Below are 12354 nucleotides of genomic sequence, written 5' to 3'. Positions count from 1 at the left end.
GAGACGAAATCGTTTTGTCCGTGTTACGGGCGTGTTAACACGGAAAATTCACTCCCATCGGGATCGGCCATCGTCGCGTCATCCACACGCGACGCGCCCGCTTCCCGCAGCCGCTCGAGATCCTCCGGACCGTCCACCGCGACCGCCAGGAACAGGTCTTTCCCCGACCGCGGCGTCAGCGGCGGCCCACTCCAGGTGACCTTGGAACCCCCGCCCGGCGACTGGATCGCCGTCTCCTCGTCCTGATCCCACACCAGGGGCCACCCCAGCGCCGTACTCCAGAAATGCCCGGCCTCCCGCGACCCGTCGCAGTTGACCGCACCCACCGCCCCGCAGCCCGCGAGGAAGTTGTTGCCCGGCTCGATCACACAGAACTCGTTGCCCTCCGGATCGGCCAGCACGACATGCCCCTCGTCGCCCTTCTGCCCGACGTCGGCGTGCCGCCCGCCGAGCGCGAGCGCCCTCTCCACCGTCCGCAGCTGCTCCTCGGCCGACCCGCTGGTCAGATCGAAGTGCGTGGTGTTCGGCCCGGCCTTGACCTTGCCGGTCGGCACGAACCACACCGGAATCCCACGATCGTCCTCGGGCAGAAGCAGAAGCGGATCGTCCTCGGCCGCCTTCCACCCCAGCAGCCCGGCCCAGAAGGAGGCCAGCTCCCGCGGCCGCCGAGCCTCGATGCAGATCGCGAAGAGTCGAGTCGTCATGCCCTTTCATAGACGCGTACCGCCCCCACCCGCACCCGAATTTCCCGTAGCGTCGCCGAATGCGCCTGCTGCACCTGTCCGACACCCACCTGACCCGGGCCGGCGGCCCCGCCCACGACTCCTTACGCCGGATCCTGCGTGAATGCGGCGAGGTCCCGTCCCTGGACGCGGTCGTGGTCACCGGCGACATAGCCGACGACGGCTCCCGCGAGGCCTACGTGGACGCCCGCGACCTGATAGGTGCTTTCGCCGCCGTACGCCACATCCCCGCCATCTTCACCACAGGCAACCACGACGACCGTCGGGCCTTCACCGCCGAACTGGGCAGCGGCCACGACGCACCGTCCCACCAGCTCGACTCACCCGAGGGCGAACGCGCCGCCGTGACGACGGTCGCCGGCTATCGCGTCATCACCCTCGACTCCCTGGTCCCCGGCAAGGGCTACGGGCAGATCAGCGCCGCCCAGCTGGCGTGGCTGAGGACCGTCCTGGCCGAGCCGTCCCCGAACGGCAGCGTCCTCGCCTTCCACCACCCGCCGATCGTCGTGCCCGGCGTGGCCGTGCAGAGCGCCCTGGGCCTGCGCAACGGCCGGGACCTGGCCGGCGCGATCAGCGGCTCCGACGTCCAGGCAATCCTCTGCGGGCACTTCCACCTGCAGCTGTTCGGCTTGCTGGCGGCGGTGCCGGTCTGGGTGACACCGGGAGTGGTAAGCCGTGTCGACCTGACCGCGACCCCCGGCACGGAACGAGCGGTCAAGGGAGCCTCGGCCTCCTTGATCGACCTCGGCGGCCCTCATTCCCCGGTCTTCCACACGATGCACGCCCGAGACCCACAAGCGGGCCGGACCGCCTACGAGATCAACGCCCACGAACTCGACACCGTCATAGCCAAACTCGGCCCGTCCACGTAGCCGCCCGTTGCGACGAGGGTGTTGAGAGCGACTGAGCGCATCATTGTCAGGCCATGGATCCGGCGGTGCTCGGCGTAGGTGAAGCTCGGGAGGTCGTCGTTCACGGGCCGAACGGCAAGGAGGTGTACGCCGGCCGGCTCTACTCGGAGAGCGGCGGCACCTACGACCACATCGAGTCGATGGACGCCGGGTCGGTGCGGCTTGCCACCGTCGACGGGCCGCCGCCTGCTCACCTCAGCCCGCCTCGCCCGCGCCGCCCGCAAAGCAAGCAAAAAGCGCGCGGTCCGCGGACAGCCCGCCACCACCCTCACCGCACGGCGGGCCTGACCGGGGGGTCATGGCTTACGCGCCACCCCGCAGACGACGTCGAGATGCTTGGCGTCGTCTGCGGCCGGCCGCCACAGCGGCGCCGAGACCACGCCGGGCTCGACCAGTTCCAGACCCTCGAAGAAGCGGGCGAACTGGGCGGGGCCCCTCAGGACGTACGGCGGATTGGCCTGCTCGTTCCAGATCTTCTCGGCCTCGCCGTGCTCGACGCTGTGCGAACCGTCGAGCGCGATGAAGAGGCTGCCCGGAGCGAGGGCGTCGAGGTAGGCCCGGACCATCGTCTCGGCCTCCTCGTCGTCGGTGACGTGGCCCAGCAGCCCGGACATGATCAGCGCGACCGGCCGGCCGAAGTCGAGCGTGCCGGCCGCCTCGGCCAGCACCTTGGCCGAGTCGCGGCCGTCGGCGTCGACGTACTGCGTGGCGCCCTCCGGACTGCTGGTCAGCAGCGCCCGGGCGTGCGACAGGATCATCGGATCGAAGTCGACATAGACGATCCGGGACTCCGGCGCGACCCGCTGCGCCACCTCGTGCGTGTTGTCGGCGGTCGGCAGCCCCGTGCCCACATCGAGGAACTGCCTGATCCCGGCCTCGGCGGCGGCGTAGGTGACCGCCCGCACGAGGAAGGCACGCGAGGCCCGCGCGTTGTCGACGATGTCCGGGAAGGCCTGCCGGATCTGATCGCCCACAGCCCGGTCGACGGCGAAGTTGTCCTTGCCGCCGAGCCAGTAGTTCCAGATCCGAGCCGTCTGCGGCTCACTCGTGTCGAAATGCGCGTCACTCATGTCGCCCGCCGCCCTAGCCAGTCTGAAGTGGACGGACACATGCTAGGCCACGAGCGCCAGATCCAGCAGGTAGCTGCGGGTGTCAGCTCCGGCCCACCGGACCTCTGCCACCTCATCGCCGGTCCCGCGGCCCAGAACCACCCCGGGACGGCCACGCACGATGTCCAGGCGCACGATCCGGCGAACGGTCCATGTCCGCAGCGTGCGGCGCAGCACCTCCTCGGCGGGCGTGAAACCGTCGGTCTCGTAGCCCTCGGCGATGCGGAGTCGGCCACGCACCGTCGTCCAGGCGCCCGGCGAGGGCACGGGCTTCCCGATGACGTAGATGCCGAGCCCGTCGACGTCGATCACCCAGCCGTCGTCGGACCAGATGGTGCTCTCCACGTCGAGGGCCCGCCCGGACACCTCATGGGTCCCCCCGCGCTCGACGGCGAGAGCCAGAGACATCTCGACCCTCCCTCCGACCTCGGCGACGAACCCGTCACTGGCCACCACGCTGTCGGGGATGAGGACGTCCTGCCACAACATGCTCATGCCGTAGATCATCCCGTAGCAGACTGACCCGGTGGGCTATCCCGACTCGTTGGCTGACATGCCGCTCGACCTGCTCCTGCGCCTGGCGCGCCGAGAGGTCGAGGACGGCGGCGACGTGCCGAAGCCGCATCTCGTCGAGCTGCATCGGCGTCCGGTATTCGGCCGGGCGGCCGAGCTCGTGAACGACCGGGACGCCAGCTGGCGGGCGCTCGGCGTGGCGATCCTGCGAGAGCTCGGCGAGGGCCAGCCGTTCCGCGCGCAGACGATTCCCCTGCTGCGGGCGCGGCTCGCCCAGGAGGACGACCCCGGCGTGCTGAGCTGGATCGTCTCGGCGCTGGGGAGCCACCAGGCCGTCGAGGCGTTGCCCGACGTCGTGGCCCTGGCCGCACATCCGGCGGTGGGTGTGCGGTACGCCGTCACCTGGACGCTGCCCGACCTGGTCGGCCTCTCCGCCGTGGACCCGGCCGCCGTTGACGCGCTGTTCCGGCTCTGCGAGGACGACGACGAGGACATTCGCTACTACGCCCTCTACGCCGCCACGAGGCGGTCCGGGAGGCGCGCCGCCTGCTCGGCGACGACCGCCTGATCGGTCCGGTCCTGGTTGGCCTCGCCTCCGAGGGCGACGTCGCGGACATGCTCGAACTGGTGTCGGACGAGACGTTGGCGAAACAGCTGGTCACCTGGTGGAACGGCCGCACTGTGCGGTCGCGGTAGCGCACGATTCCCCCGATCGAGTGAGGGTCTCATTCGCCCTCGTCCCTCTACTGTGCACAGATGCCGCCCACCGATCCGATTGATACGTACGGCCGTCATGTCCGTGCTCGAATAATCGACTTCTTCACCCTCGAAGGGCAGCCGTGGCCGCGCCGGCTGTGGGACGTCGGATCGTTGCTCGCGCTGGAGGAATTGCTGGAAGCAAGTTCCTGGGCTCGCCACCACGTGTTGTCCACCGCGGCGGTCGACTGGCAGCGCCGCCAATTGCTGAAGGTCATCGGTCCTGACGTCGGCCTCGGCGACAGGGATCTGCGGACCGAACTGACCTCCCTGTTGAACAAGCCGCTGCCCGACCCCAGCCCGGCTCACCGCCGCCTGCGTGAGGTCATCGATCACGCGCGAGGCGGCTACCTGAACCGATGGGCGGCAGCGGTCGCCAGGCCGACGGAGCATCGGCCACAGCCGGAGCGACTCGCCCGCGTCGTCGCGGCGCACCTGCTCGATCTCGGCTACGACGCGAGCCACCTGGCCGCATGGATCGGGCCTCTGTCCCGCCGACAGGCGAGCGTTGAGGAGATTCTCGAGCAAGCGATCGCGCTCGGCTGCGCGGCGCCACGCGATTTCACTGTCCTCGCGGTCCTGGAGAGCGCGCCCGAACTGGACCAAGCTCAGAAGCACCGGGCGTGGCTCTCGGGTCGTGAGGTCATGGACTGGCTCGAGCAACGGGGCCACCCCACCCGCGGCATACGGGCCGCCGGTGGATTTCTCTACCGAGTGATGTCGCGGGATCCGTTCAGCGCGGCGGGCCAGGTCCGCGCGCTCGTCGAGCGAATGGTCGCGCGCTCGTCCTTCACGCGCGGCAACAAGTTAGGTGTCAGACCTGCGTCAAACCTGTGGGTCGATCAACACCCCTCCCCCATTCCCTTCACCACTCCGGCCAGAGGCGCCTACGTGCTTTCCATGGTGAACGAAGGACGTTTTTACCAGGTCGACGGTCAATACACCCAGATCGACGAAGCACTGGAGTTGGCCGCCCCCATGAACCGTGGTCTTCTCGGGCCGGCGGTTGCGGGTGCGTGGGCCGCGATCGAATCGCTCTTGTCGCATCCCGACGACCCCACCGAAGAGGAAAGATCGGGAAAGGCCGTCGCCGCCGACCGGCTGGCAGCCATCCTGGCCTGTTCCTGGCCTCGCGCAGAGCTCACCGCCCTCGCGCACAGACATCAGCCGGAGGTCGCCGACGCGCTCGCTCGGACGCTGGCGACCTGTACGACCAACCTGGGACGGGCGTCCGCAGTGAGGGCAGCTCTCGAGGCGGGAGGCTCGCTCGAACCGGTCCGCCGGTTCCGGCGAGACGCCGACATCGCGGCGGAACACCGGATGCGCCGGGTCGTCGCCGGCCCGAGAGCCGAGCTCTCCACAGTCGTCACCATCTTCAGGATCGCGTTACGGCGCCTTTACCGGACTCGCAACATCGTGCTGCACGGTGGCTCGACTCAGGGAGCAGCCGTAGAGGCCGCCCTGCGCATCGCCGGGCCGTTGGTGGGGGCCGGTCTCGATCGCATCACCTACGCCTCGCTTTTCGAAGGCGTCGCCCCGCTTGACCTCGCTGCCAGGGCTGAGGTCGGTCTGAAGCTCGTCGGGGGCGAAACCGGCCTCACGGTGGCCAGCCTTCTCGATCCGCGCCGGTGAAAGGGCGAAAAGCACAAAGGTCCCAGCCGAATGGCGGGGACCTGAGCTATGCCCACCACTGTACACGGCCGCAGGATGCCGTTGAGCCATTTACCTCGAAAGGGTGTTCAGGCGGGCGGCCTGGCGGGTCAAGTGGTCGCGTTCGGCGGCGTTTGTGGCCTCTCGGGCGGCCTGGGCGTACAAGCGGGCGGCGGTGGCCCGGTCGCCGGCTCGTTCGTGGAGGTGGGCGGACACCGCTGTGTAGCGCGGCAAGGACGGGTCCAGCGGGGACAGCGCGGCCAGGCCCGCCTGGGGTCCGTCGGCCTCGCCTACCGCTACCGCTCTGTTCAGGCGGACCACTGGGCTGTCGGTCAGGGCGGCCAGCTCGTCGTACCACTCGACGATCTGGATCCAGTCCGTCTCGGTGGCCGTCAGGGCGTCGGCGTGCAGGGCGGCTATCGCGGCCTGGGCCTGGAACTCGCCCAAGCGGTCGCGGGCCAGGGCCGCCTGCAGGATCTCGACGCCCTCGGCGATCAGGGTGGTGTCCCATCGGGTGCGGTCCTGGTCGGCCAACGGGATCAGGGCGCCGCCGGGGGTCGTGCGGGCCGGGCGGCGGGCGTGGTGCAGCAGCATCAGGGACAGCAGGCCGGCCACCTCGGGGTGGTCGATCGCGGCCGCCAGCTGGCGGGTCAGGCGGATGGCCTCGGCGGCCAGGTCGACGTCGCCGGAGTAGCCCTCGTTGAAGACCAGGTAGAGGACTCTCAGGACGGTTGCCACGTCGCCGGGCTGGTCCAGGCGTACGCCCGAAACGGTCTTCTTCGCCCGGCTGATGCGCTGGGCCATGGTGGCCTCGGGCACCAGGTACGCCTCGGCTATCTGGCGCGTGGTCAGGCCGCCGACCGCGCGCAGGGTCAGCGCGACCGCCGACACGGGAGTCAGCGACGGGTGGGTGCACAGGAAGTAGAGGCGCAGCGTGTCGTCGGAGGCGGTGGCCGGGCCGGGTGTGGGCTCGGCGTCGACCAGGTCCTCGCGGCGGCGCCGGGCCGTGTCGGCTCTGGTCGCGTCGAGGAACCTGTTCCAGGCGACCGTGACGAGCCAGGCCTTCGGGTCGCGCGGGTCGGCCGAGGAGCGTACGGCCTCGAGAAGTGCCTCCTGAACGGCGTCCTCGGCCGCCGCGAAGTCGGCTCCGCGGCGGACGAGAACGGCGATCACGCTGGGGATGAGGCTCCTCAGCTCGGGCGCGTTCATTCGGTGATGGTCGGCATCTCGGTGAGGAACGGGCGGACCTCGAGCCACTCGTGGATCGGCTTGCCGCCGGCGCCGGGGGCCGCCGACAGTTCGCCGGCCAGTTCGACGGCGCGGTCGCGGCTGTCGACGTCGATGATCATCCAGCCCGCGATGAGGTCTTTGGTTTCGGCGAACGGGCCGTCGGTGACCGGCGGGCGTCCCTCGCCGTCGTAGCGGACCCACTCGCCCTCGGGGGCGAGGGCCTGGCCGTCGACGAACTCACCGGTCTTCTCGAGGCGGGCCGCGAAGTCGTTCATGTACTGGATGTGGGCGGTGATCTCCTCGGGGGCCCACTTGTCCATCGGGACGTCGTTGACCGCGTTCGGCGCGCCACGGTAGTGCTTGAGCAGCAGGTACTTGGCCATGGGATTTCTCCTCGGTGCGTCGGCGACCCCATTCTGGTCGCTCTCACCACCGGGGACGGAGCCGGCCACGCGTTCTCGACATGGCCGGCGAAAAAACTTCTAGCCGGTTGTTCCGCGCACCCACGGCAGGGAGATCTGCTCGAGCCACACCAGGGCGTAGTAGAGCACGATGCTCACGATCGCCATCAGGGTCAGGGCGGCGAAGGCCGTGGCCGTGTCGCCCTGGCCGCTGGTCTGCACGATGATCGTGCCGAGGCCGGCGTCGACCGCGCCGGACTGCATCTCGCCGACCGCCACGCCGATCACGGCCAGCGGCATGGCCAGTTTGAGGCCGGTGAAGATCTGCGGCAGGGCGCCCGGTACCCGGATCCGGTGGAAGGTCTGCAGGCGGGTCGCGTCGAGCGAGCGGGCCAGTTCGGCCAGGTCGGCCGGGGTGCTGGTCAGGCCGGTCGCCGTGGACAGGACGATCGGGAAGAAGCAGACCAGGAACGCCATGGCCAGGACGGGGGTGTTGCCGAAACCGAACCAGGCGATCATCAGCGGGGCCAGGGCGACCTTGGGCACCGCGTTCAGCGCCACCAGCAGCGGAGCGAAGGCGCGCTCGAACGGCTTCCACGCGGCCAGCGCGGCGCCGATGGCCACACCGACCACCACCGACAGCGCGAAGCCGATCAGCGTGATCTTCGTGGTGCCCCACGTGGCCTTCAGGAGCAGCGACGGGTACTGCGTGAACGCGTCCACCACCTCGGGCGGCGACGGCAGGATGATCGTCTGCACGTCGAACATCTCGACCGACAGCCACCACACCGCGACGGTGACCACGAGGCCGAGCAGCGGCCACAGGACCACCGACGGTGACCACCGCCGACGGGGCGGGGCGGCGGCCGGCGAGTCCGACCGCGTCAACGTCTCCTGCACCACTGGGGCTCCTTGAAGAGAGCGGGCGCGCCGTCGGAACGGCGCGCCCGTCGAAGAAAGATCAGGCCTTCGGCGTCAGGTCGAAGTTGATGACCGTCTCGGGCTTGAGGCCCGGGTCGATCTGGCCGGAACCCTGAAGGATGGCGATGCTGCGGGCCACGCGCTCGGCGTCGAGCGCGCCGACCGGGATGCCGGCGGCGGCCGAGCGGACGTACGGCGCCATCAGCGTGAGCTCGGCGGCGGCGGACTCCGCCTTCGCCGTCGGGACGTACTTGGTGAGGATCTTGCCGGCGTCGGCCGGGTTGTCGATGGAGTCCTGGAGGCCCTTGAGCAACGCCTCGTTGAACTTCTTGACCTTCTCGGGGTTGTTCTTGGCGTAGTCGCTGGAGGTGATCAGGACGTTGCCGTAAAGGTCCTGGAGGAAGTCGCTGTACGGCAGGACGACCGCCTTCTTCTTGGCGATGCCCTCGACCGTGGGCTTGCCGACGACGAACTGGCCGATGCCCTGGACCTTGCCCGAGGCGAGCGTGCCCATCAGCGTCTGCGCGCTGGTCGGCTGCCACTTGACCTTGGTCTCGTCGACGTTCGCGAGCTTGGCGTACGTCGGGAAGAGCCCCTGGACCACCGAGCCGGGCTGGTCGGCGATGAGCTTGCCCTCCAGGTCCTTCGGCGACGCGATCTTGCTGTCCTCGAGCGCGATGATCGCGGCCATCGTGCGCTGCTGGATCGCGGCGACCGCGGTGAAGCCGGTGACCTTGTCCTTGCCACCCGCGTTGAGCAGGGCGCCGGTGAGGTCGACCGGGGTGAACTGGGCCTGGCCGGCCACGATGGCCTTGATGTTGTTGCCGGTGCCGGAGCCCGGCTTGATCTCGACGTCGAAGCCCGCGTCCTTGAAGTACCCCTTCTCGAGGGCGACGTACGCGTACGCGTCCCGCCCGAAGGTGTTGAAGGAGGTCAGGTACGTGATCTTCTCGTTCGCGCCGTTGCCGCCGCCGCTGGCGTTGTCGTCTCCGGAGTCGTCGGAGCAGCCGGCCGCGGCGCTCATCGTGAGGGCGAGGGCGCCGGCGACGACGGATCGTACGAAGGTCCTTCTCTGCACCGTGTTCCTCCGGTGGGGGTATCTTCCCGGCAAAACGCCGAGCGGGGACGGGGGTGCCCCGACCGGGGATCGTAGGGCAAACTGGTCCATGCTTCGATGACAAGTTCGTCTCACTTGCCGAAGTGGACGGAACCTTCCCGATCGATCATGATGAGCCGGTATGCGTCCGGATCAGGGATTATTAGGGACGATGATGCGCGTCTGTCTGTTCATCGAGCCGCACCGGGGTGCGACGTACGACACCCAATTGAGGTTGGCGCGGCACGCCGAGGACGCCGGCTTCGAAGGGCTGCTGCGGGCCGACCATTACCGCTCGCTGACGCCCGAGCCGGGGCTGCCCGGGCCGACGGACGCCTGGATCACCCTGGCCGGCCTGGCCCGCGAGACGACCACGCTGCGCCTCGGGACGCTGGTCAACTCGGCCACGTTCCGGCTGCCCGGTCCACTGTCGATCATGGTGGCGCAGGTCGATCAGATGAGCGGCGGCCGGGTCGAGCTCGGCATGGGCGCGGGCTGGGTCGAGATCGAGCACAGCGCGTACGGCATCCCGTTCCCCCCTTTGGGTGAACGCTTCGACCGCCTCGAGGAGCAGCTCGAGATCCTGACCGGGATCTGGGCGACGCCCGAGGGCCAGGCGTACTCGTACGAGGGCAAGCACTATCAGCTGCGGGACGCGCCCGCGCTGCCCCGGCCGGTGCAGCGGCCGCATCCGCCGATCATCGTGGGTGGCAAGGGCCCTCGCCGCACCCCCGAGCTGGCCGCCCGCTACGCCGACGAATACAACATGCCGTTCAAGAGCGTGGCCGACACCGCCGCCGCCTTCGAACGGGTGCGCGTGGCCTGCAAGGAGCGCACGCGCCCGATCACCCTGTCGGCCGGTGTCGTGGTGGCGCTGGGGCGCACGGACGCCGAAGCCAAGCGCCGCGAGGCCCCGCTGCACGCCAAGAGCGTGCTGCCGCCGGAGGACCCGGTGGTCGGCTCCCCCGACCGGCTCGTCCAGCGGATCGGCGAGCTGCAAGAGATCGGCGCGACGCGCGTCCACCTGCGGATCACCGAAATGGACGATCTCGACCACGTCGACCTGATCGCCTCCGAGGTGCTGCCTCAGCTGTCCAAGTAGGCCAGGACGGCGAGCACCCGGCGGTTGTCGTCCTCGGACGGCGGCAGGCCGAGCTTGGTGAAGATGTTGTTGATGTGCTTGCTCACGGCTTTCTCGGTGACGAAGAGCCGGGCCGCGATGGCGGCGTTGGACCGGCCGGCCGCCATCTCGCCGAGCACCTCGCGCTCGCGGGCCGTGAGCACGTCGAGCGGGCGGTTGCGCTCGAGCAGCTGGGCCACGACCTCGGGGTCCATCACCGTGCCGCCGCCCGCGACCTGCTGCACCGCGTCAAGGAACTGCGCCACGTCCGACACGCGGTCCTTGAGGAGATATCCGACGCCGCCCTTGCGGTCGGAGAGCAGCTCCCGCGCGTACAGCGGCTCGACGTGCTGGGACAGCACGAGGATCGGCAGGCCCGGCACCTGGGCCCGCGCGGCGATGGCCGCCTGGAGTCCCTCGTCGGTGAAGGTCGGCGGGAGCCGGACGTCGAGGACGGCCACGTCGGGTTTCTGCTCCAGCAGCGTGGGCAGCACCGACGGGCCGTTGTCGACGACGGCGATCACCTCGTAGTCGAACGCCTGCAGGATCCGGGTCAGTCCGTCCCGGAGGAGAGCATGGTCCTCGGCGATGACGACGCGCACGGCAGCTCCATGGTCACGATGGTCGGTCCGCCCGGCGGGCTGGACACGGACATCGTGCCATCGAAGGCGGCGAGGCGTCGTTCCATTCCGGCCAGACCGGTCCCCCGCGCCGGATCGGCGCCGCCGTGACCGTCGTCGCCGACCTCGAGGCGCAGCATGTCGTCCTCGCGGCGGATGACGACGTACGCGAAGGTCGCGCCGCTGTGGCGCACCACGTTGGCCAGGCACTCGGCCACCGCGAAGTAGGCCGCCGACTCGACCGGCGTCTCGAGCCGGCCGGCGAGCGTCGAGTCGACCGACGTCGGGATGCGCAGCGTCAGCGCGAGCGCGCGGACGGCACCGTCGAGGCCGCGCTCGGCCAGCACCGGCGGATGGATGCCGCGGACCAGGTGACGCAGCTCGGTCAGCGCGTCGGAGCTTGTCTCGCGGGCCTCAGCCAGCAGCTTGCGGGCGGTGGCCGGGTCACGCTCGACCAGTTCCTCGGCCAGGCCGATGGTCATGCCGAGCGAGGCCAGCCGGGCCTGTGCCCCGTCGTGCAGGTCGCGCTCGATGCGGCGCAGCTCGGCGGCCTGGGCGTCGACCGCGTCGGCCCGGGTGACGGTCAGCCGGCTGACCCGCGAGCGCAGCTCGGCGGCCCGGGTCGGCCCGAGGAAGAGGTGGTTGAACAGCGCGTCGAAGCGGCGCAGGTACGGCGCGACGACCAGGCCCAGCATGAGGATGAGCACGCCCTGCGGCAGCGACAGGAAGCCCTGGCCGACGCTCTCGATCGGCCAGTTGACGCCGTAGCCGTACCAGACACCGCCGAGATGGAGCCAGAGCGGCAGCAGGATGATGCCCTCGAGCCCGTAGGCCGGCAGGAACAGCGTGAGGATGCCGAGAGCCAGGCCGACCACGGCGCCGGGCAGCAGCCAGGCGAAGTCGCGCCAGGTGGCCGGGTCGGCGATGATCCGCCGGAACGCTCCCCACCCGATGGGCAGGCTGCCCTCGGGACGAGGGCGGTAGGGCCGCTCGATGGGCACACCGTAGGACCCGGCGAGCCGCCGGGACAGGTCGGCCTTGGCCCGGATCAGCGCGGTCGCGCCCGGCAGGATCACCAGGCCGAGGCCGAGCACCGGGGTCAGCACCAGCCCGAGCACGAAGAACACGAACAGCGGGATGTTCATGATCGCCAGCACGATGGCCAGCAGCCCGGTGGCCACCGCCCGCAGCCCGTCGCGAATCCAGTCTCGTGTCTCCACCGACTCATCGTGACCCACCGGCGCCGGTCAGGTCAGTAGTGCTAGCCCTACCGAATTCGGGGGT

13 protein-coding genes are annotated in these 12354 nt (G+C 69.9%); 4 read left to right on the top strand and 9 right to left on the bottom strand.

Annotation, left to right across the window (positions count from 1 at the left end):
- Window positions 1-23: 23 nt before the first annotated feature.
- Window positions 24-704, bottom strand: coding sequence for a VOC family protein (locus tag ACFY36_RS29675; RefSeq protein ID WP_499749180.1), 681 nt, complete (start codon window positions 702-704; stop codon window positions 24-26).
- A 59-nt stretch (window positions 705-763) separates the two neighbouring features.
- Between ACFY36_RS29675 and ACFY36_RS29670 the strand changes: the two genes are divergently transcribed.
- Window positions 764-1615 carry a metallophosphoesterase family protein gene (locus tag ACFY36_RS29670; protein WP_499749179.1) on the top strand — a complete coding sequence of 284 codons (852 nt, stop codon included), beginning with the start codon at window positions 764-766 and terminating at the stop codon, window positions 1613-1615.
- 335 nt (window positions 1616-1950) lie between these two features.
- Here the strand turns inward: ACFY36_RS29670 and ACFY36_RS29665 are convergent, their stop codons facing one another.
- Together ACFY36_RS29665 and ACFY36_RS29660 are read right to left on the bottom strand one after the other, a co-directional pair.
- Window positions 1951-2724: an SAM-dependent methyltransferase gene (locus tag ACFY36_RS29665; RefSeq protein ID WP_499749178.1), complete on the bottom strand. Its 774-nt coding sequence runs from the start codon at window positions 2722-2724 to the stop codon at window positions 1951-1953.
- A 42-nt stretch (window positions 2725-2766) separates the two neighbouring features.
- On the bottom strand, window positions 2767-3258 hold the full coding sequence (locus tag ACFY36_RS29660) for a hypothetical protein (RefSeq protein ID WP_499749177.1): 492 nt from the start codon (window positions 3256-3258) through the stop codon (window positions 2767-2769).
- A gap of 31 nt (window positions 3259-3289) precedes the next feature.
- Here ACFY36_RS29660 and ACFY36_RS29655 point away from each other — a divergent pair, with 31 nt between their 5' ends.
- Entirely contained in the window at window positions 3290-3844 is a 555-nt protein-coding gene (locus ACFY36_RS29655; protein WP_499749176.1) for a HEAT repeat domain-containing protein, read from the top strand.
- A gap of 188 nt (window positions 3845-4032) precedes the next feature.
- The gene (locus ACFY36_RS29650) at window positions 4033-5664 is read left to right on the top strand and encodes a hypothetical protein (protein WP_499749175.1); all 1632 of its coding nucleotides are present in this window, start codon (window positions 4033-4035) and stop codon (window positions 5662-5664) included.
- A 90-nt stretch (window positions 5665-5754) separates the two neighbouring features.
- Here the strand turns inward: ACFY36_RS29650 and ACFY36_RS29645 are convergent, their stop codons facing one another.
- From ACFY36_RS29645 to ACFY36_RS29630, 4 genes are all read right to left on the bottom strand, one after another.
- Window positions 5755-6891 (bottom strand): RNA polymerase sigma factor, encoded by a 1137-nt coding sequence (locus tag ACFY36_RS29645; RefSeq protein WP_499749174.1) that lies wholly within the window; start codon window positions 6889-6891, stop codon window positions 5755-5757.
- Window positions 6888-7295, bottom strand: a complete 408-nt coding sequence (locus ACFY36_RS29640; protein ID WP_499749173.1) for a YciI family protein — start codon at window positions 7293-7295, stop codon at window positions 6888-6890. The genes ACFY36_RS29645 and ACFY36_RS29640 overlap by 4 nt, the downstream gene beginning before the upstream one ends.
- A 99-nt stretch (window positions 7296-7394) precedes the next feature.
- The gene (locus ACFY36_RS29635; RefSeq protein WP_499749172.1) at window positions 7395-8213 is read right to left on the bottom strand and encodes an ABC transporter permease; all 819 of its coding nucleotides are present in this window, start codon (window positions 8211-8213) and stop codon (window positions 7395-7397) included.
- Window positions 8214-8274: 61 nt separating this feature from the next.
- The gene (locus ACFY36_RS29630) at window positions 8275-9258 is read right to left on the bottom strand and encodes an ABC transporter substrate-binding protein (protein ID WP_499749328.1); all 984 of its coding nucleotides are present in this window, start codon (window positions 9256-9258) and stop codon (window positions 8275-8277) included.
- A gap of 247 nt (window positions 9259-9505) precedes the next feature.
- Here ACFY36_RS29630 and ACFY36_RS29625 point away from each other — a divergent pair, with 247 nt between their 5' ends.
- Window positions 9506-10432 carry an LLM class F420-dependent oxidoreductase gene (locus ACFY36_RS29625; protein WP_499749327.1) on the top strand — a complete coding sequence of 309 codons (927 nt, stop codon included), beginning with the start codon at window positions 9506-9508 and terminating at the stop codon, window positions 10430-10432.
- Here ACFY36_RS29625 and ACFY36_RS29620 read toward each other — a convergent pair.
- Both ACFY36_RS29620 and ACFY36_RS29615 read right to left on the bottom strand, forming a co-directional pair.
- A complete protein-coding gene (locus ACFY36_RS29620) occupies window positions 10417-11052 on the bottom strand; it encodes a response regulator transcription factor (RefSeq protein ID WP_498691297.1) in 636 nt (211 codons plus the stop codon). The genes ACFY36_RS29625 and ACFY36_RS29620 overlap by 16 nt on opposite strands.
- Window positions 11004-12290 (bottom strand): sensor histidine kinase, encoded by a 1287-nt coding sequence (locus ACFY36_RS29615; RefSeq protein ID WP_499749171.1) that lies wholly within the window; start codon window positions 12288-12290, stop codon window positions 11004-11006. The genes ACFY36_RS29620 and ACFY36_RS29615 overlap by 49 nt, the downstream gene beginning before the upstream one ends.
- Window positions 12291-12354: the final 64 nt, after the last annotated feature.

The organism is Actinoplanes sp. NPDC000266 (assembly GCF_042899005.1).
Lineage (GTDB): Bacteria > Actinomycetota > Actinomycetes > Mycobacteriales > Micromonosporaceae > Actinoplanes.
The sequence above is the reverse complement of the archived record's forward strand: the minus strand, read 5'-3'. Positions and strand labels throughout refer to the sequence as shown.